Source organism: Kosakonia sp. CFBP8986 (assembly GCF_034044935.1).
GTDB lineage: Bacteria > Pseudomonadota > Gammaproteobacteria > Enterobacterales > Enterobacteriaceae > Kosakonia > Kosakonia cowanii.
Genome location: NZ_JAXCXB010000003.1, coordinates 471978 through 491584 on the forward strand (window position 1 = coordinate 471978; position 19607 = coordinate 491584).

The following is a 19607-nucleotide window of genomic DNA, read 5'->3' on the forward strand; positions in this document are numbered from 1 at the left end:
TTTTCCCGAGGGTTATGCGAAGATGCCAGACTGAGTCTGGCATTTTTTTTGACCATTTTTCGTGGAGGGGCTATGGGGCTGCCAATCATTCTCGACACCGATCCCGGTATTGACGACGCCGTGGCGATTGCCGCCGCGCTGTTCGCGCCTGAGTGCGATCTGAAACTGATCACCACCGTTGCCGGTAATGTTTCGCTGGAGAAAACCACCCGCAACGCGCTGCAACTGCTTCACTTCTGGAACGTGGATATCCCGCTGGCGCAGGGAGCCGCTACGCCTTTGCTGCGCCCGCTTTATAACGCGGCAGATGTGCATGGCGAGTCGGGGCTGGATGGCTACGACTTTATCGAACACGCACGTCAGCCGCTGGCGATCCCGGCCTTTCAGGCGATCCGCGACATGCTGCTGGCCTCGCCTGAACCGGTCACGCTTGTGACCATCGGCCCGCTGACCAATATCGCGCTGCTGCTTACCCACTACCCGGAGTGCCAGTTCAACATCCGTCGGCTGGTGATGATGGGCGGCTCCGCCGGGCGCGGTAACTTTACGCCGAGCGCCGAATTTAATATCGCCGTCGATCCCGACGCCGCGGCGCGCGTTTTTGCCAGCGGGCTGGATATCGTCATGTGCGGCCTGGATGTCACCAACCACGCGACCCTTGCGCCCGCCTTTCTGGCCACTCTTCCCACCCTGAACCGCACCGGCAAAATGTTGCATGCGCTTTTCAGCCACTACCGCAGCGGCAGCATGGCGACCGGGCAGCGCATGTACGATCTCTGCGCTATCGCTTACCTGGTCCGCCCGGATCTTTTTACCCTCAAACCCTGCTTTGTGGCGGTTGAGACGCAGGGGCAGTTCACCACGGGTGCGACGGTGGTGGATATCGACGGCAAGCTGGGGCTACCCGCCAATTCGCAGGTAGCGCTGGATATGGATGTTGAGGGCTTTCGTACATGGTTCGCCGGGGTGCTGGCGCTGGCACCTTAAAACCCATTAATGCGATGACAAAAGAGAGAAGACGCGATGACTGAACGACTCTATTACACCAGCGATGCACTGGAAGGCCACGCGCGCGTATTGCGCTGCACGGAACAGGCTGATGGCCGTTATGGGATCGTGCTCGATCGCACGCTGTTCCATCCGCAGGGCGGCGGTCAGCCGGCCGATAAAGGCTGGATCAACGGCGTGACGGTCGAAAGCGTGGCGCAGCAAGAGGATGAGGTGATCCATCTGCTGGCGCAGCCGCTGCCAGTGGGCGAGGTGGAAGTGAAAATTGATGCTGAGACCCGCGCACTGCACAGCCAGCTACACTCGGCCGGGCATCTGATTGGTTATGCGGGTGAAGCCGCTGGCTGGCGGCCGGTCAAAGCGCACCACTGGCCGGGAGAAGGGCGCATCACCTTCGCGCCGGGAGAGGAGGTCGCAGAGCCTGAGGCCGCGACCTTTACGGACGCCATTACGCGGTGGCAATCCGCGTCGCTGGCGCGGAGCATCGCCTTTGAAGCGGGGCGCAGACGGGTCAGTTTTGGCGATCTCCCGGCGTACGGCTGCGGAGGAACGCATGTGCGCTCGCTGGCGGAACTCGGCCAGGTAGTGATCAGCAATGTCAAAGTGAAAAAAGGGCAGCTGATTGTTAACTACACGGTGGCGTAGCGCCTCGCTTGTGCTCATGCCTTTTACTGATATTTGCCGGTGTATATCATTAATTTCTAATTATCGACGTTTTCGGCTGGTGGCTCAGCGATGGGCTGGTTAATCTGGAAACGATTTTTACGCATTTAATTAACAAAAGAGCACAACTATGCATGATGCAGCAATCCGCGTAGCCATCGCGGGCGCTGGCGGTCGTATGGGCCGACAGCTGATTCAGGCGGCGCTGGCTATGGAGGGCGTGGCCCTTGGTGCAGCGCTGGAGCGGGAAGGTTCATCTCTGCTGGGAAGCGATGCGGGCGAACTCGCAGGCGCGGGTAAAAGCGGCGTCACGGTGCAGAGCAGCCTTGAGGCAGTGAAAGATGATTTCGATGTCTTTATCGATTTCACCCGCCCGGAAGGGACGCTGCACCATCTCGCCTTTTGCCGTCAGCACCATAAAGCCATGGTGATTGGGACTACCGGTTTTGATGAAGCGGGCAAGCAGGCGATCAGCGATGCAGCGCAGGAGATTGCCATCGTCTTTGCCGCTAACTTTAGCGTTGGCGTAAACGTCATGCTGAAGCTGCTGGAGAAGGCGGCGAAGGTGATGGGCGACTACACCGACATTGAAATTATCGAAGCCCACCACCGTCATAAAGTGGATGCCCCGTCAGGCACGGCGCTGGCGATGGGTGAAGCGATCGCCAGCTCACTGAATAAAGAGTTAAAAGAGTGCGCGGTTTATTCGCGTGAAGGCCATACCGGTGAGCGGGTTCCCGGCACCATTGGCTTTGCTACGGTTCGCGCCGGGGATATCGTCGGCGAACATACGGCGATGTTCGCCGATATTGGCGAACGTGTCGAGATTACGCATAAAGCGTCAAGCCGCATGACCTTCGCTAATGGCGCGGTGCGTTCCGCTTCATGGCTTAAAGATAAAGAAAACGGTCTTTTTGATATGCGTGATGTCCTCAATCTCAACAATCTGTAAGCATTTTTACCCTTCGTGATGTGGTTGTTGCAGTCATAATGGATTGATTGCAAAGGGCAATAATTTATTGCCCTTTTATTTTGCCCTCTATAAGCTATTTTTCTCTTTAAGCCGCTAAATCAAACGCTTTATAAGCCATTTTTTGTTTCTAAAATGTAAATTTTGACCATTTGGTCTGGTTTTTCCTCCCGACCACGGCTCAGATACAATTTTCTTCCCGCGCAAGCGTTTTCCCCGCTCTGTTTATCTTCTTTTTTTATCTCTTAAACCTTGTAAAAGCAGGCAGTGGCGTAAAAGAGAAAGAAAAATAGGCCTCATAAGTTGACTTTTATCCCGCATCTCTCCAGAATGCCGCCGTTTGCCAAAAATCCACGGCCAGCAAATTTGCATTGATTCATCATCCTGATATGAATTAATATGCAAATAAAGTGAGTGAATATTCTCTGGAGGGTGTTTTGATTAAGTCAGCGCTATTGGTTCTGGAAGACGGAACCCAGTTTTACGGTCGGGCCATAGGGGCAACAGGCACGGCGGTTGGGGAAGTCGTTTTCAATACTTCAATGACCGGTTATCAAGAAATCCTCACTGATCCTTCCTATTCCCGCCAAATCGTCACTCTTACTTATCCTCATATTGGCAATGTCGGCACCAACGCGGCTGACGAAGAGTCCTCTCAGGTGCATGCGCAAGGTCTGGTAATTCGCGACCTGCCGCTGATCGCCAGCAACTACCGCAGCACTGAAGATCTCTCTTCCTACCTGAAACGCCATAACATCGTGGCGATTGCCGATATCGATACCCGCAAGCTGACCCGCCTGCTGCGCGAAAAAGGCGCACAGAACGGCTGCATTATCGCGGGCGAAAACCTCGACGAGACCGTGGCGCTGGAGAAAGCGAAAGCCTTCCCGGGGCTGAACGGGATGGATCTGGCGAAAGAGGTGACGACTCAGGAGAGCTATAGCTGGACGCAGGGCAGCTGGACGCTTGCGGACGAGTTGCCGGAAGCGAAACAAGAGAGCGAACTGCCTTACCACGTTGTGGCCTACGATTACGGCGCAAAACGCAACATTCTGCGCATGCTGGTGGATCGCGGCTGCCGCCTGACGGTAGTCCCGGCGCAAACCCCGGCCGCAGAAGTGTTGAAAATGAATCCGGACGGTATCTTCCTCTCTAACGGCCCCGGCGACCCGGCACCGTGCGATTACGCTATCGACGCGATTAAAGCTTTCCTGGAAACCGACATCCCAGTGTTCGGCATCTGCCTCGGACACCAGCTGCTGGCGCTGGCGAGCGGTGCAAAAACCGTGAAGATGAAGTTTGGTCACCACGGCGGCAACCACCCGGTAAAAGATATCGACAACAATACGGTAATGATCACCGCGCAGAACCACGGTTTTGCCGTTGACGAGGCGTCGATGCCTGCCAACCTGCGCGTCACGCACAAATCGCTGTTCGACGGCACGCTGCAGGGCATTCACCGCACCGATAAGCCTGCCTTCAGCTTCCAGGGTCACCCGGAAGCCAGCCCTGGCCCGCACGACGCCGCGCCGCTGTTTGACCACTTTATTGAATTGATTGAGCAGTATCGTCATACCGCCAAATAATCAGGAGAAAAAGAGCCATGCCAAAACGTACAGACCTAAAAAGCATCCTGATCCTTGGCGCTGGCCCGATTGTTATCGGCCAGGCGTGTGAATTCGACTACTCCGGCGCGCAGGCGTGTAAAGCGCTGCGCGAAGAGGGTTACCGCGTCATCCTGGTGAACTCCAACCCGGCAACCATCATGACCGACCCGGAAATGGCGGACGCCACCTATATCGAGCCAATCCACTGGGAAGTGGTGCGCAAGATCATCGAAAAAGAGCGCCCGGACGCGGTGCTGCCGACGATGGGCGGCCAGACCGCGCTCAACTGCGCGCTGGAGCTTGAACGTCAGGGCGTGCTGGAAGAGTTCGGCGTGACGATGATTGGTGCTACCGCAGATGCGATTGATAAAGCGGAAGATCGCCGCCGTTTCGATATCGCGATGAAGAAAATCGGCCTCGATACCGCGCGTTCCGGCATTGCGCACACCATGGACGAAGCGCTGGCCGTAGCGGCTGACGTCGGCTACCCGTGCATTATCCGCCCCTCCTTTACCATGGGCGGCACCGGCGGCGGCATCGCCTATAACCGCGAAGAGTTTGAAGAGATTTGCGCCCGCGGCCTCGACCTCTCTCCGACCAAAGAGCTGCTGATTGATGAGTCGCTGATTGGCTGGAAAGAGTATGAGATGGAGGTGGTGCGCGATAAGAATGACAACTGCATCATCGTCTGCTCGATTGAAAACTTCGACGCCATGGGCATTCATACTGGTGACTCCATCACCGTGGCTCCCGCGCAGACCCTGACCGACAAAGAGTACCAAATCATGCGTAACGCCTCGATGGCGGTACTGCGTGAAATCGGTGTGGAGACCGGCGGCTCCAACGTGCAGTTCGCGGTTAACCCGAAAAACGGTCGTCTGATTGTTATTGAGATGAACCCGCGCGTGTCACGCTCCTCGGCGCTGGCCTCGAAAGCGACCGGCTTCCCGATTGCCAAAGTGGCGGCGAAACTGGCGGTAGGTTACACGCTGGATGAACTGATGAACGATATCACCGGCGGGCGTACCCCGGCGTCGTTCGAACCCTCTATCGACTATGTCGTCACCAAAATTCCGCGCTTCAACTTCGAAAAATTTGTTGGTGCTAACGACCGCCTGACCACGCAGATGAAATCCGTTGGTGAAGTGATGGCGATTGGCCGCACCCAGCAGGAGTCGCTGCAAAAAGCGCTGCGCGGCCTCGAAGTGGGCGCCACCGGCTTCGACCCGAAAGTAAGCCTTGAGGATCCGGAAGCGCTGACCAAAATCCGCCGCGAGCTGAAAGATGCGGGCGCGGATCGTATCTGGTACATCGCTGACGCTTTCCGCGCTGGTCTTTCCGTCGATGGGGTCTTCAACCTGACCAATATCGACCGCTGGTTCCTGATACAGATTGAGGAGCTGGTGCGTCTGGAAGAGCAGGTCGCCGCGCAGGGCATCAACGGCCTGAACGCCGACTTCCTGCGCCAGCTGAAACGCAAAGGCTTCGCCGATGCGCGTCTGGCGACGCTGGTTGGCGTGCGGGAAGCGGAGATCCGCAAGCTGCGTGACCAGTACAACCTGCACCCGGTCTACAAACGCGTTGATACCTGCGCCGCGGAATTCGCTACCGACACCGCCTATATGTACTCCACTTATGAAGAGGAGTGCGAAGCGAACCCGAGCCAGGATCGCGAAAAAATCATGGTGCTCGGCGGTGGTCCAAACCGTATCGGCCAGGGTATCGAGTTTGACTACTGCTGCGTCCACGCCTCGCTGGCGCTGCGCGAAGATGGTTACGAGACCATTATGGTCAACTGTAACCCGGAGACCGTCTCCACCGATTACGACACCTCTGACCGCCTCTACTTCGAGCCGGTAACGCTGGAAGATGTGTTGGAAATCGTGCGTATTGAGAAGCCGAAGGGCGTGATCGTCCAGTACGGTGGCCAGACGCCGCTGAAACTGGCGCGCGAACTGGAAGCAGCGGGCGTACCGATTATCGGCACCAGCCCGGACGCGATTGACCGCGCAGAAGACCGCGAACGTTTCCAGCAGGCGGTAGAGCGCCTGAAGCTGCTGCAACCGGCTAACGCCACGGTCACGGCGCTGGAGCAGGCGGTTGAGAAAGCCAAAGAGATCACCTATCCGCTGGTGGTGCGTCCCTCCTATGTGTTGGGCGGCCGCGCAATGGAGATTGTCTACGACGAAGTTGACCTGCGTCGCTACTTTATGACCGCAGTCAGCGTCTCGAACGATGCACCGGTGCTGCTGGATAAATTCCTCGATGACGCAGTAGAAGTGGACGTCGACGCGATTTGCGACGGCGAAAGCGTGCTGATTGGCGGCATCATGGAGCATATCGAGCAGGCAGGGGTGCACTCCGGTGACTCCGCGTGTTCGCTGCCGGCCTATACGCTCAGCCAGGAGATTCAGGATGTGATGCGCCAGCAGGTGCAGAAACTGGCGTTTGAATTGCAGGTGCGCGGTCTGATGAACGTGCAGTTCGCAGTGAAAGATAACGACGTCTACCTGATTGAAGTGAACCCGCGCGCGGCGCGTACCGTACCGTTTGTTTCAAAAGCGACGGGTGTTCCGCTGGCGAAAGTGGCGGCGCGCGTGATGACCGGCCAGACTCTGGCTGCGCAGGGACACACCAGCGAAATTATCCCGCCGTACTACTCGGTGAAAGAGGTGGTGCTGCCGTTCAACAAATTCCCGGGCGTTGACCCGCTGTTAGGGCCAGAGATGCGCTCGACCGGGGAAGTGATGGGCGTTGGTCGCACCTTTGCTGAAGCGTTTGCCAAAGCGCAGCTCGGCAGCAACTCCACCATGCAGAAGCGTGGCCGTGCGCTGCTGTCAGTGCGTGAAGGGGATAAAGAGCGCGTTGTTGACCTTGCCGCCAAGCTGCTGAAGCAGGGCTTTGAGCTGGATGCTACCCACGGCACAGCGATTGTGCTCGGCGAAGCAGGCATCAACCCGCGTCTGGTGAATAAGGTGCATGAAGGGCGTCCGCACATTCAGGATCGTATTAAGAATGGCGAATATACCTACATCATCAACACCACCGCAGGCCGCCAGGCGATTGAGGATTCAAAACTGATCCGCCGCAGCGCGCTGCAGTACAAGGTGCATTACGACACCACCCTGAACGGCGGCTTCGCCACCGCGATGGCGCTGAATGCCGACGCCACCGAGAAGGTGACCTCCGTGCAGGAGATGCACGCGCAGATCAACAAGTAGCAGAGCGGGCCGGTTTACCGGCCCGAATTTTTTGTATTTGCATTATTTGTAGACCGGATCACGTAGGCCTGATAAGCGCAGCGCCATCAGGCATTATTGCCGGATGGCGGCTACGCCTTATCCGGCCTACCATTCCCCACCTTCAGAGTGTTCTGTATTTTCCTCATACCTCAGCGAGTTACCCTACACTTACTCCCAAGAAGCCTAAAATTCACTGCAAAACAGGGAGAGAACCATGAAAACTAAACTTCTGCTCACATCCGTAATGACTGCCGCTGCGCTGTTCACCGTTGCTGGTTGTTCTTCAAACCAGGCTGTAGAGACGACCGATGGCAAAACTATCGTTACCGACGGCAAGCCGCAGGTAGACAAAGATACCGGCATGGTCTCCATTAAAAATGCCGAAACTGGCAAAACGCAGCAGATCAACCGTGACCAGGTTAAAGGGATGAGCGAGCTGAATAACTAATTCGCCACGCTTAGCGTGCGGTGGCTTTCGCCGCCGCACGACCCCCCTCTGAATTCCCCTACAGATTGCTACTGTTAGCCAATCGATTAACTGACTACACTCTCTGAAAATATCAGTGAAACAGGTAATCGATGATCCTTATTATTTACGCCCACCCCTATCCGCAACACTCCCATGCTAATAAGCAGATGCTTGAGCAGGTCGGGACAATGGATGAGGTGGAGATCCGCTCCCTTTACGACCTCTATCCCGATTTCAATATCGATATTGCCGCCGAGCAGCAGGCGCTGGCACGTGCCGATCTCATCATCTGGCAGCACCCGATGCAGTGGTATAGCGTCACGCCGTTACTCAAACTCTGGATCGATAAAGTGCTGGCTCACGGCTGGGCATATGGTCACGGCGGCACCGCATTGCGTGGCAAAAGCATTATGTGGGCGGTGACCACCGGCGGCGGCGAACACCATTTTGATCTGGGTGAGCACCCTGGTTTTGAAGTGCTGGCTCAGCCTTTGCAGGCCACGGCGCTTTATTGCGGGCTAACCTGGCTGCCGCCTTTTGCCATTCACCGCACTTTTGTCTGCGATGACGAAACCCTGCAGGCGCAGGCACGGCAATATAAACAGCGTTTGCAGACATGGCTGGAGGTGCAGCGTGGATAGTCACTCAATGATTCAGGCGCTGATCTACCTGGGCGCGGCGGCGCTGGTGGTGCCAATCGCCATGCGCCTCGGGCTCGGTTCAGTGCTTGGTTACTTGATTGCCGGCGGGATTATCGGCCCGTGGGGGTTACGGCTGGTCACCGATGCGGAATCTATTCTGCACTTCGCCGAAATTGGCGTGGTATTGATGCTGTTTATTATCGGTCTGGAGCTGGATCCGCAGCGGTTATGGAAATTGCGCGCCTCGGTGTTTGGCGGCGGCGCATTGCAGATGGGCAGCTGTGGCCTGCTGCTTGGGGGCTTCTGCCTGCTGCTCGGCCTGCCGTGGCCGGTGGCGCTGCTGATTGGCCTGACGCTGGGGCTCTCATCGACCGCTATCGCCATGCAGGCGATGAATGAGCGGAACCTGACCGCCTCGCAGATGGGGCGCAGCGCCTTTTCAGTGTTGCTGTTCCAGGATATCGCCGCCATTCCGCTGGTGGCGATGATCCCGCTGCTGGCCGCCAGTGGCGGAGCGATGACTCTCAGCGCCTTTCTATTATCCGCGTTGAAAGTGGTGGCGGCGCTAACGCTGGTGGTGCTGATTGGGCGTTATGTCGCGCGCCCGGCGCTGCGTTTTGTTGCCCGCTCCGGCCTGCGCGAAGTCTTCTGCGCCGTGGCGCTGCTGCTGGTCTTCGGTTTCGGTTTGCTGCTGGAAGAGGCCGGGTTATCGATGGCGATGGGCGCATTCCTCGCCGGGGTGCTGCTTGCCAGCTCCGAGTATCGCCACGCGCTGGAGAGCGATATCGAGCCGTTTAAAGGGTTGCTGCTCGGGCTCTTCTTTATCGGCGTTGGCATGTCGATCGATTTCGGCACGCTGGTGAGCCATCCGCTGCGCATTCTGCTGCTGCTGGGCGGATTCCTGGTGATTAAAACCGCTGTGCTGTGGCTGATTGCGCGCCCTTTAACGGTGCCGCGCAAACAGCGCTGGTGGTTCGCGGCGCTGCTGGGGCAGGGGAGTGAGTTTGCCTTCGTGGTGTTTGGCGCCGCGCAGACGGCGCAGGTGCTGGATAGCGAATGGGCGAAAGCCTTAACCCTCACCGTGGCGCTGTCGATGGCGGCAACGCCGCTGCTGCTGTTGGTGCTCGCGCGTCTGGAAGCGGGCGGCGGCGATCGGGAGCAGGAAGCCGATGCGATTGACGAAGAGGAGGCGCGGGTGATCGTTGCCGGCTTTGGCCGCTTCGGGCAGATCTCAGGCCGTCTGCTGCTCTCCAGCGGCGTGAAGATGGTGATCCTCGATCACGACCCCGATCATATCGAGACGCTGCGTAAGTTTGGCATGAAGGTCTTCTACGGTGACGCGACCCGCGTCGATCTGCTGGAGTCTGCGGGCGCGGCGCGGGCGGAAGTATTGATCAACGCAATTGATGATCCCGAAGCCAGCCTGCACTTAACGGAGCTGGCGAAGGAGCACTTCCCGCACCTGCGCATTATTGCCCGCGCTCGCGATGTCGATCACTATATTCGCCTGCGTCAGATGGGCGTTGAGGATCCTGAACGTGAGACCTTCGAAGCGGCGTTGAAAACCGGCCGTCAGGCCCTTGAAGGGCTGGGGCTGGGTGCCTATGAGGCGCGTGAGCGCGCCGATCGCTTCCGCCGCTTTAATCACGACATGATTGAAGAGATGGCGAATGCGGAAGATGGCGGCCAGGGGCGCGTTGCGGTGTTTAAGCGTACCAGCGCCATGCTGACGGAGATTATCGCCGAAGACCGTGCGCATCTCTCCGTTACGCAGCGCCATGGCTGGCAGGGGACGGAAGAGGGGCGGCACACTGACGATCCGGCAGATGAGCCCGCGGTGAAACCAGAGCCCTAATCGCGCGGCCTGTTAAGGCTGCTTGACGGCTAACGGCTTGATAGATCAGGCATGGAAAGCTGGCGGTGCAGAGATGCGCAAGGCCACCGCCAGCAGAACAGAAATTTTTCTTCTTCTTTACCTTGCGCACCGTCGACGAAAGATTGTGCTTTCCGTATAGTGGCGACAATTTTTTGCATCCAGGAAATGAATGAATGATCAGTCTGATTGCGGCGTTAGCAGTGGATCGCGTCATCGGTATGGAGAATGCCATGCCGTGGGATCTCCCTGCCGATCTCGCCTGGTTTAAGCGCAACACCTTAAACAAACCTGTTGTGATGGGCCGCCTGACATGGGAATCCATCGGTCGCCCGCTGCCGGGGCGTAAAAACATTGTCATCAGCAGCCAGCCAGGCACCGACGATCGCGTTGAGTGGGTGAAATCCGTTGAGGATGCGCTGGCGGCGTGCGGCGATGCGCAGGAGATCATGGTGATCGGTGGCGGACGCGTCTACGAGCAGTTCCTGCCGAAAGCGCAGCGCCTCTACCTGACGCACATTGATGCGGAAGTGGAGGGCGATACCCATTTCCCGGATTACGATCCGGACGAGTGGGACTCGGTCTTCAGTGAATTCCACGACGCGGACGCGCAGAATTCACACAGCTACTGCTTCGAAATTCTCGAGCGTCGCTAATAGCAAAATCCCCGGCATGCCGGGGATTTTCATTTCAGGAGGCGATGGCTTCCCCATCACCCAGATCCATCTGGCGATTCGATGGCTGGGTGAAGATCTGCTTATCTTCCCAGCGCAGGCAGGTGAGATCCCCTCCCCAGCAGCAGCCCGTATCCAGCCCGTAAATCCCCTCCGGCGTGCCTTCCCCTTCCAGCGATGCCCAGTGACCGAAGACGATGCTGTACGCCTGCGCGACCGGACCCGGAATTGAGAACCAGGGCTTCAGCGGTGCTGGCGCGTTCTGCGGCGTATCTTTGCAGTACATATCCAGCTGCCCGTTCGGGAAGCAGTAACGCATGCGCGTAAACGCGTTGGTGATAAAGCGTAAACGTGCAAGGCCGCTTAGCTCCGGCGACCAGTGGTTTGGCAGATCGCCATACATCGCATCGAGGAACAGCGGATAGGAGTCGCTCGCCAGCACCGCTTCGACATCGCGGGCGCAGCTTTTCGCCGTGTCGAGATCCCACTGTGGCGTGATCCCGGCGTGGGCCATCACCACCTTTTTCTCTTCGTCGACTTGCAGCAGCGGCTGGCGGCGCAGCCAGTTAATCAGCTCGTCGGCGTCGGGCGCTTCCAGCAGCAGGTTAAGCCGATCTTTTGGCTTATTGCGGCTGATGCCGGCAAAGACCGCCAGCAGATGCAGATCGTGATTGCCGAGCACAATGCGCGCGCTGTCGCCAAGAGATTTGACGTAGCGCAGCACGTCGAGCGAGCCAGGGCCGCGCGCCACGAGGTCGCCGGTCAGCCATACGGTGTCTTTTTCCGGTGAAAACTCCACCTGGTTTAACAGCGCGATCAGTTCATCAAAGCAACCGTGAACGTCGCCAATAAAGTATGTAGACATTGATTAATGGATCACTATTGGAACGGCGAGTCGGAAGACCGGGATAGCGACGCGGAAGGGGTTGCCCTGCGCATCGACCATATCGTAATGGCCCTGCATGGTGCCCAGCGGCGTTTCGATCACCGCGCCGCTGGTGTACTGAAATTCGCCGCCTGGCTCGATATGGGGCTGCTCGCCGACCACACCTTCGCCCTGCACTTCCGTTTCGCGGCCATTTCCATTGGTGATCAACCAGTAGCGACTGAGCAACTGGACGGCGCTTCGCCCCAGGTTCCGGATGGTGACGGTGTAAGCAAAGACATAGCGTTCATGGTCGGGTTGCGACTGTGACTCGATATAGAGGCTTTGAACCTGCACAGAGACGCGGGGCGAATTGATCATGGGTTAACTCTCCTTCGGCGGCGCATTATCCGTCAGATAGTTGGCTAACTGACAATACTGCGCAACAGAGATATTTTCTGCGCGCATCGTCGGATCGATACCCAACGATGAAAGCACGTCGACGGTAAACACATTGCCGAGACTGTTACGAATGGTCTTACGGCGCTGGTTGAACGCTTCGGTAGTAATGCGGCTCAGGGTGCGAACCTCTTTTACCGGGTGCGGCATAGTGGTATGCGGCACCAGGCGCACCACGGCGGAATCGACTTTTGGCGGCGGCGCGAAGGCGGTCGGCGGCACTTCGAGCACCGGGATCACCTGGCAATAGTACTGCGCCATTACGCTCAGTCGTCCATACGCTTTACTGTTCGGCCCTGCAACCAGGCGGTTTACCACCTCTTTTTGCAACATAAAGTGCATGTCGGCAATGGCATCAGTATAGCTAAACAGATGAAACATCAACGGTGTCGAGATGTTGTAGGGCAGATTGCCGAAAACGCGCAGCGGCTGGCCGAGGGTTTGCGACAGCTCGCCGAAGTTCATGGTCATCGCATCCTGCTGATAAATCGTCAGCTTTGGTGCGAGGAACGGATGCGTTTGCAGACGAGCCGCCAGATCGCGGTCAAGCTCGATCACCGTCATTTTATCCAGACGATCGCCGACCGGTTCGGTCAGCGCGCCAAGACCCGGGCCGATTTCGACCATGGCCTGACCCTTTTGCGGGTTGATGGCGGAAACGATGCTGTCGATCACGAACTGGTCGTGGAGGAAGTTTTGCCCGAAGCGCTTGCGGGCTAAGTGGCCCTGATGGACGCGAGTATTCATTGAGTATTAACAATCATCTTGATGGCGAGATTAAGCGCCGTAATAAAACTGCCGACCTCCGCGGTTCCCTTTCCCGCCAGTTCAAGGGCGGTACCGTGGTCGACGGAGGTGCGAATAAAAGGTAAACCGAGGGTAATATTCACCCCGCGGCCAAAGCCCTGGTATTTTAGCACGGGCAGGCCTTGATCGTGGTACATCGCCAGCACCGCGTCGGCGTTATCGAGGTATTTCGGCTGAAACAGCGTGTCTGCCGGGAGCGGACCGCTCAAGTTCATGCCTTCGTGACGCATCGCTTCCAGCAACGGAATGATGGTATCGATCTCTTCCGTGCCCATATGGCCGCCTTCACCCGCGTGGGGGTTGAGGCCGCAGACCAGAATATGCGGAGAGGCAATACCAAACTTCTGCCGTAAATCGCCGTGCAGGATGGTGATAACTTCACGCAGAAGATCGGGCGTGATGGCATCTGCAACCTCCCGGAGCGGCAGGTGCGTCGTCGCTAGCGCCACGCGCAGCGTCTCCGTTGCCAGCATCATCACCACTTTGTCGGCGTGAGCGCGCTGCTCGAAAAACTCCGTGTGCCCGGTAAAGGGCGTACCCGAATCGTTGATCACCCCTTTATGCACCGGGCCGGTGACCAGCGCGGCGAATTCGCCGTTCAGGCAACCATCGCAGGCGCGGGCAAGGGTAGAGACGACGTAAGCACCGTTTTGCGGATTAAGACGACCAGCGACAACCGGCGCGTTGAGCGCAACGGGCAGCAGGGTAAGGGTTCCGGCCTGTTGCGGCGCCGCTGCATGCCCGGGAGCGTACTCCCGAAGCGTAAGCGGCAGACCGAGCAGGGCTGCCCGGTCGGTTAACAGCGTCGCATCGCCACAGATTACCAGTTCAACCGGCCAGTCGCGCTGGGCGAGCTGCACCACCAGATCCGGGCCAATCCCGGCGGGTTCGCCGGGAGTGATAACGATGCGCTGCGTGTTCATCAGTTGCTCAGAATTTTGACGTAAGCGCTGGCGCGTTGTTCCTGCATCCAGGTTGCCGCCTCTTCAGAGAACTTGCGGTTCATCAACATCCGGTAGGCGCGATCTTTCTGCGCGGCATCGGTTTTGTCGACGTTACGCGAATCGAGCATTTCGATCAGGTGCCAGCCGAAGGAGGAGTGCACCGGGGCGCTCATCTGGCCGCGTTTCAGCTTCATCAGCGCATCGCGGAAAGCGGGATCGTAGATATCCGCTGCCGCCCAGCCGAGGTCGCCGCCCTGGTTGGCTGAACCCGGATCCTGAGAGAACTCTTTCGCCGCATTAGCAAACGTGGTGCGACCGCTCTTAATATCGGCAGCAATCTCTTCCAGCTTGGTGCGCGCCTGGTCATCGGTCATGATCGGCGACGGTTTCAGCAGGATGTGACGGGCATGCACCTCGGTCACGGAGATGCTCTTCGACTGACCGCGCAGATCGTTCACTTTAAGAATGTGGAAACCAACACCGGAGCGAATTGGGCCCAGCACGTCGCCTTTTTTCGCCGTGCTCAGCGCCTGAGCGAAGACGCTCGGCAGCTCCTGAATACGGCCCCAGCCCATCTGGCCGCCTTTCAGCGCCTGCTGGTCGGCAGAGTAGGTGATTGCCAGCTTGCCAAAGTCAGCGCCGTTACGCGCCTGCTCGATGATCGAGCGCGCCTGGGCTTCTGCTTCGTTAACCTGTGCGGAGGTTGGGTTTTCTGACAGCGGGATCAGGATGTGGCTCAGGTTCAGCTCGGTGCTGGCATCGTTCTGGTTGCCAACCTGCTGCGCCAGCGACTCCACTTCCTGCGGCAGCACGGTCACGCGGCGACGCACTTCGCTGTTACGCACTTCAGAGATGATCATCTCTTTGCGGATCTGATTACGATAGGTGCTGAAATTCATCCCGTCGTAGGCCAGACGGCTGCGCATCTGATCCATCGTCATGTTGTTCTGTTTCGCAATATCCGCGATAGCGGCATCGAGCTGTTCGTCAGTCACTTTGACGCCCATCTTCGTGCCCATCTGCAAAATGATCTGATCCATGATCAGACGCTCCAGGATCTGATGGCGCAGGGTTTTGTCATCCGGCAACTGTTGACCTGCCTGGCCAGCATTCGCTTTGACGGACTGCATCAAACCATCAATGTCACTTTCGAGCACGACGCCGTTATTCACCACGGCGGCGACTTTATCGACAACCTGAGGCGCGGCAAAACTGGTATTCGCAACCATAGCGATACCGAGAAGCAGCGTTTTCCAGTTCTTCATACCTTTTCCATTTCAATTAACCGCAGTGCGGATTACGTTGCAAATCAAACAGATCACAGTGAGCTACGGTACGGCAGGATGTTCGAGCGCAGCATCTCTTGCGTACCCAGGCCATAGTTGGAACTCAGGCCGCGAAGCTCAATGTTGAAACCGATAACTTTTTCATACTTGCTCTGATCGTTCTCCCAGCCGTTAAGCTTACGTTCCCAACCGAGGCGAATCGCATAACAGCAGGAGTTGTACTGCACACCAACCATCTGGTCCGCAGGCTTACTGGTATTGGTATCAAGATAGTACGCGCCAACAAGAGACCAGCGATCGGCAATCGGCCAGCTTGCGGCAGTGCCCACCTGCGAAATCCCGTTTTTATACTGCTCAGCTTTGGCAAAGTTCGGCAGCGTAGCCTGGATATACTCCGGGCTTGCGTAACGGTAGCTCAGCTGTAGCAGACGGTCTTGATCCCGGCGGTACTCCAGCGCAGAGCTGCTGTTGGCGATGTTGTTCAGACGCGTATCGTACTGAACCCCGCCACGCAGGCCCCAACGGTCGGAGATACGCCAGTAGGTATCGCCCGCCCATACCAGCGAACCGGTTTTGTTGTCTTTCTCCCAGTTGATATTGTCATCACCGGTACGGGACTCGGTGAAATAGTAGATTTGACCAACAGAAACGTTAAAACGTTCAACCGCCGCATCATCATAAATACGCGTGGTAAGACCGGTGGTAACCTGGTTTGCTGACGCGATACGGTCGAGACCGCCGTAGGTACGGTCACGGAACAGGCCGCTGTAGTCCGACTGCAGCAGGGAGGAGTCGTAGTTATTGATATGGCTCTGATCGCGGTACGGTACGTAGAGGTACTGCGCGCGCGGCTCCAGCGTCTGGGTGTAGCCCGCCGCCCAATCCATATCACGCTCAAACACCAGCTTACCGTCGGCTTTAAACTGCGGCATAACGCGGTTTACTGAGTCGCGGTAATCGGTACCGTTACGGGTGTTATAGGTGTCGACATTGGTCTGCTGGTAGTGGGTCGCCAGCAGTTTAACTTCCGTATTGAGGCTGCTCCAGCCATTAGAAACCGGCAGGCTTAAGGTCGGCTCCAGATGCAGACGCGTTGACTCTGGGTTATTTTTGTTGGTGTTAACAAAGTTGACCGCCTGGCCATACATGCGGAAATCAAACGGACCAAGATCGTTATGGTACCAGTTCACGTCCACCTGCGGCTGCGCAGAGTAGGAGTTACTGTTGTTACGGTTAAACACCTGGAACTGCTTGGTGGAGACCGTAGCGTCAAAGTTTTGAACCGCATAGCCGACGCTGAGGATCTGCGTGGCGTAACCGTCGGTACTGGAACCATATTTTGACGAGAAGTCGTTAAAATAGCGCGGATCGCTCACTTTGGTGTAGTTCGCGTTAAAACGCCACACTTTATCCATTACACCGCTGTGCTGCCAGAAGAAGAGCCAGCGATGGCGATCGCCCTCTTTTGGGTATTCGTCTTCGTAGACTTTATCTGATGGCAGGTAGTCGAACTCGATCAGGCCCTGGCCGGCTTGCGACAAGTAGCGGAACTCATTCTGCCACTGGGTGTTGCCGCGCTTGTGGATATAGTGCGGCGTGATCGTCGCATCCATATTGGGCGCGATGTTCCAGTAGTAGGGCAGATAGAATTCGAAATAGTTGCTGGTAGTGTACTTGGCGTTCGGGATCAAGAAACCTGAACGGCGCTTATCGCCGATCGGCAATTGCATATAAGGGCTGTAGAAGACCGGAACCGGGCCGAGCTTAAAGCGGGCGTTCCAGATCTCAGCAACCTGCTCTTCGCGATCCTGAATCACCTCGCTTCCCACCACGCTCCAGGTATTAGAGCCGGGCAGACAGGAGGTAAAGGTACCGTTGTCCAGAATGGTATAGCGATTCTGGCCGCGCTGTTTCATCAGATCGGCTGTACCGCGCCCCTGGCGGTCCACCATCTGGTAGTTACCGTCCCAGATATTGGTATCTTTGGTGTTGAGATTCGCCCAACCTTTCGGACCTTTCAGGATGACCTGATTGTCGTCATAGTGCACATTACCGAGCGCATCCACCGTTCGTACAGGTTCCGTCTGACCTTCCGGTTGCTGTTGATGAACCTGCACCTCATCGGCCTGCATGCGGCTATTACCCTGATTAATATCGACATTACCGGTAAAAACGGCGTCGTCAGGGTAGTTGCCTTTAGCATGATCGGCGTTGATCGTTACCGGTAAGTTATTGGTATCGCCTTTAATCAGGGGGCGGTTATAGCTGGGAACGCCAAGCATACACTGCGAGGCAAGATCGGCTGCCATCCCCTGCTGACTGTAAAGGGCGTAGCCAATCATGGTGGCCAGGAGGGTGGGGATACGTTTTTTCATACGTTTTATGTGTTGTTCCGTCATCTGTGGCTTTACGCTGGCAAACGGTCTGAGACTAACTTACTCGCCTTTGCAACGCTAGTTTTAATCCTGCCCGCGTTCGAGCCAGAAGGAGAGCCTGCGCCTGTGCACGGCATAGAATGACGGGTATGATAAAGCAAATTTTAGCCGACGGCATGACGATTTGGGGAGTATATGCAGTATTGGGGGAAAGTGGTTGGAGTGGTCGTTGCCCTTTTCGTAGGCGGCGGCTTTTGGGGCGCCGTGCTGGGGCTGATTATTGGGCATCTTTTTGACAAATCGCGCAGCCGTAAAATGGCGTGGTTTGCCAACCAGCGCGAGCGCCAGACGCTCTTTTTTGCCACCACCTTTGAGGTTATGGGGCATTTAACCAAATCGAAGGGGCGCGTGACGGAAGCGGATATTCAGGTCGCCAGCCTGTTTATGGATCGTCTGAACCTGCACGGCGAGTCGCGCACCGCGGCGCAGCACGCGTTTCGCGTCGGTAAAACGGATAACTACCCGTTACGCGACAAGATGCGTCAGTTTCGCAGCGTCTGTTTCGGCCGCTTTGATTTGATTAGGATGTTTCTGGAAATTCAAATCCAGGCCGCGTTTGCTGACGGTACGCTTCACCCGAGTGAACGCCAGGTGCTTTACGTCATTGCCGAAGAGCTGGGCATCTCTCGCCAGCAGTTCGATCAGTTCCTGCTGATGATGCAGGGCGGGGCGCAGTTTGGCGGCGGCTTTAACAACTCGCAGCAGCAGGCGGGCGGTGGTGGATGGCAGCAGTCGCAACGCGGCCCGACGCTCGAAGATGCCTGCAACGTGCTGGGGGTGAAAGCCACCGACGATGCGACAACCATTAAACGCGCCTATCGCCGCTTAATGGGTGAGCATCACCCGGATAAGCTGGTGGCGAAAGGATTACCGCCGGAGATGATGGAGATGGCGAAGCAGAAAGCGCAGGACATCCAGAAAGCCTACGAACTGATTCGCGAACAGAAAGGTTTTCGCTAATAAAAACGTCCCCGACCGCAAGATCGGGGCGCGTTCTCAAAAATCCACCGGTGCCTTAAACGTCATGCTGTTGCCAAACGCCGGGTGGGTAATGGTCAATATTTCGGCATGGAGCTGTAAACGCGGCGCCATTGCCAGCGCGTCTGGCGTCGCATAAAAGCGGTCGCCAAGAATCGGATGACCCAGCGCCAGCATATGCACCCGCAGCTGATGCGAGCGGCCGGTAATCGGCTTCAGACGCACCCGCGCGCTGCCATCCTCGTCATACGACAACACTTCATACTCCGTCTGCGCCGCCTTGCCGGTTTCAAAACAGACCTTCTGCTTTGGCCGGTTCGGCCAGTCGCAAATCAGCGGCAGATCCACCAGCCCTTCCGCGTTTTCCGGGTGACCCCAGACGCGCGCCAGGTAATGTTTTTTCGGTTCGCGTTCGCGGAACTGGCGTTTCAGCTCGCGCTCGGCCGCTTTGGTGAGTGCCACCACAATCACGCCGCTGGTGGCCATATCCAGCCGGTGCACCGATTCCGCCAGCGGATAGTCGCGCTGAATGCGCGTCATCACGCTGTCTTTGTGCTCATCAAGACGGCCCGGCACCGACAACAAGCCGCTGGGCTTGTTGACGACCATAATGTGCTCATCCTGATAGAGAATGACCAGCCAGGGATCCTGCGGCGGGTTGTAGGGCTCCATCACCATTTCGCGCT

At 57.2% G+C, this 19607-nt stretch carries 17 protein-coding genes; 10 read left to right on the top strand and 7 right to left on the bottom strand.

Annotated elements, in window-relative coordinates; all coding sequences use genetic code 11:
• Positions 1-72 precede the first annotated feature (72 nt).
• From rihC to folA, 9 genes are all read left to right on the top strand, one after another.
• Positions 73-987, top strand: coding sequence for a ribonucleoside hydrolase RihC (gene rihC, locus SOM48_RS08960; protein ID WP_320511813.1), 915 nt, complete (start codon positions 73-75; stop codon positions 985-987).
• A 36-nt stretch (positions 988-1023) separates the two neighbouring features.
• Positions 1024-1653, top strand: coding sequence for an alanyl-tRNA editing protein (locus SOM48_RS08965; RefSeq protein WP_320511814.1), 630 nt, complete (start codon positions 1024-1026; stop codon positions 1651-1653).
• Between the two features lie 148 nt (positions 1654-1801).
• Positions 1802-2623: a 4-hydroxy-tetrahydrodipicolinate reductase gene (dapB, locus tag SOM48_RS08970; protein ID WP_320511815.1), complete on the top strand. Its 822-nt coding sequence runs from the start codon at positions 1802-1804 to the stop codon at positions 2621-2623.
• Between the two features lie 455 nt (positions 2624-3078).
• Positions 3079-4227, top strand: a complete 1149-nt coding sequence (gene carA / locus SOM48_RS08975) for a glutamine-hydrolyzing carbamoyl-phosphate synthase small subunit (protein ID WP_023480398.1) — start codon at positions 3079-3081, stop codon at positions 4225-4227.
• A gap of 17 nt (positions 4228-4244) precedes the next feature.
• A complete protein-coding gene (gene carB / locus SOM48_RS08980) occupies positions 4245-7469 on the top strand; it encodes a carbamoyl-phosphate synthase large subunit (protein ID WP_320511816.1) in 3225 nt (1074 codons plus the stop codon).
• A gap of 235 nt (positions 7470-7704) precedes the next feature.
• Positions 7705-7938: a YgdI/YgdR family lipoprotein gene (locus SOM48_RS08985; protein ID WP_023480333.1), complete on the top strand. Its 234-nt coding sequence runs from the start codon at positions 7705-7707 to the stop codon at positions 7936-7938.
• Positions 7939-8069: 131 nt separating this feature from the next.
• Positions 8070-8600 (top strand): glutathione-regulated potassium-efflux system oxidoreductase KefF, encoded by a 531-nt coding sequence (gene kefF, locus SOM48_RS08990; RefSeq protein WP_054802790.1) that lies wholly within the window; start codon positions 8070-8072, stop codon positions 8598-8600.
• On the top strand, positions 8593-10455 hold the full coding sequence (gene kefC / locus SOM48_RS08995; RefSeq protein ID WP_139966657.1) for a glutathione-regulated potassium-efflux system protein KefC: 1863 nt from the start codon (positions 8593-8595) through the stop codon (positions 10453-10455). The genes kefF and kefC overlap by 8 nt, the downstream gene beginning before the upstream one ends.
• A 194-nt stretch (positions 10456-10649) precedes the next feature.
• Complete coding sequence (gene folA / locus SOM48_RS09000; protein WP_023480281.1) at positions 10650-11129, top strand: type 3 dihydrofolate reductase; 480 nt, start codon at positions 10650-10652, stop codon at positions 11127-11129.
• A gap of 34 nt (positions 11130-11163) precedes the next feature.
• Here folA and apaH read toward each other — a convergent pair whose 3' ends face one another.
• Genes apaH through lptD form a run of 6 tightly spaced genes read right to left on the bottom strand, consistent with a single transcriptional unit; the run spans position 11164 to position 17883 of the window.
• Positions 11164-12012 (bottom strand): bis(5'-nucleosyl)-tetraphosphatase (symmetrical) ApaH, encoded by an 849-nt coding sequence (gene apaH, locus SOM48_RS09005; protein WP_128483658.1) that lies wholly within the window; start codon positions 12010-12012, stop codon positions 11164-11166.
• Positions 12013-12015: 3 nt separating this feature from the next.
• The gene (apaG, locus tag SOM48_RS09010) at positions 12016-12393 is read right to left on the bottom strand and encodes a Co2+/Mg2+ efflux protein ApaG (RefSeq protein WP_042715373.1); all 378 of its coding nucleotides are present in this window, start codon (positions 12391-12393) and stop codon (positions 12016-12018) included.
• A gap of 3 nt (positions 12394-12396) precedes the next feature.
• A complete protein-coding gene (gene rsmA / locus SOM48_RS09015) occupies positions 12397-13218 on the bottom strand; it encodes a 16S rRNA (adenine(1518)-N(6)/adenine(1519)-N(6))-dimethyltransferase RsmA (protein WP_023480359.1) in 822 nt (273 codons plus the stop codon).
• The gene (pdxA, locus tag SOM48_RS09020; RefSeq protein ID WP_128483656.1) at positions 13215-14204 is read right to left on the bottom strand and encodes a 4-hydroxythreonine-4-phosphate dehydrogenase PdxA; all 990 of its coding nucleotides are present in this window, start codon (positions 14202-14204) and stop codon (positions 13215-13217) included. Before pdxA ends, rsmA begins: the two co-directional genes overlap by 4 nt.
• A complete protein-coding gene (gene surA, locus SOM48_RS09025) occupies positions 14201-15487 on the bottom strand; it encodes a peptidylprolyl isomerase SurA (RefSeq protein WP_320511818.1) in 1287 nt (428 codons plus the stop codon). Before surA ends, pdxA begins: the two co-directional genes overlap by 4 nt.
• A 53-nt stretch (positions 15488-15540) precedes the next feature.
• The gene (lptD, locus tag SOM48_RS09030; protein WP_076768908.1) at positions 15541-17883 is read right to left on the bottom strand and encodes an LPS assembly protein LptD; all 2343 of its coding nucleotides are present in this window, start codon (positions 17881-17883) and stop codon (positions 15541-15543) included.
• A 195-nt stretch (positions 17884-18078) separates the two neighbouring features.
• Here lptD and djlA point away from each other — a divergent pair, with 195 nt between their 5' ends.
• Complete coding sequence (djlA, locus tag SOM48_RS09035; RefSeq protein ID WP_076768907.1) at positions 18079-18903, top strand: co-chaperone DjlA; 825 nt, start codon at positions 18079-18081, stop codon at positions 18901-18903.
• A 36-nt stretch (positions 18904-18939) separates the two neighbouring features.
• Here the strand turns inward: djlA and rluA are convergent, their stop codons facing one another.
• Positions 18940-19599: a bifunctional tRNA pseudouridine(32) synthase/23S rRNA pseudouridine(746) synthase RluA gene (gene rluA, locus SOM48_RS09040; protein WP_320511819.1), complete on the bottom strand. Its 660-nt coding sequence runs from the start codon at positions 19597-19599 to the stop codon at positions 18940-18942.
• Positions 19600-19607: the final 8 nt, after the last annotated feature.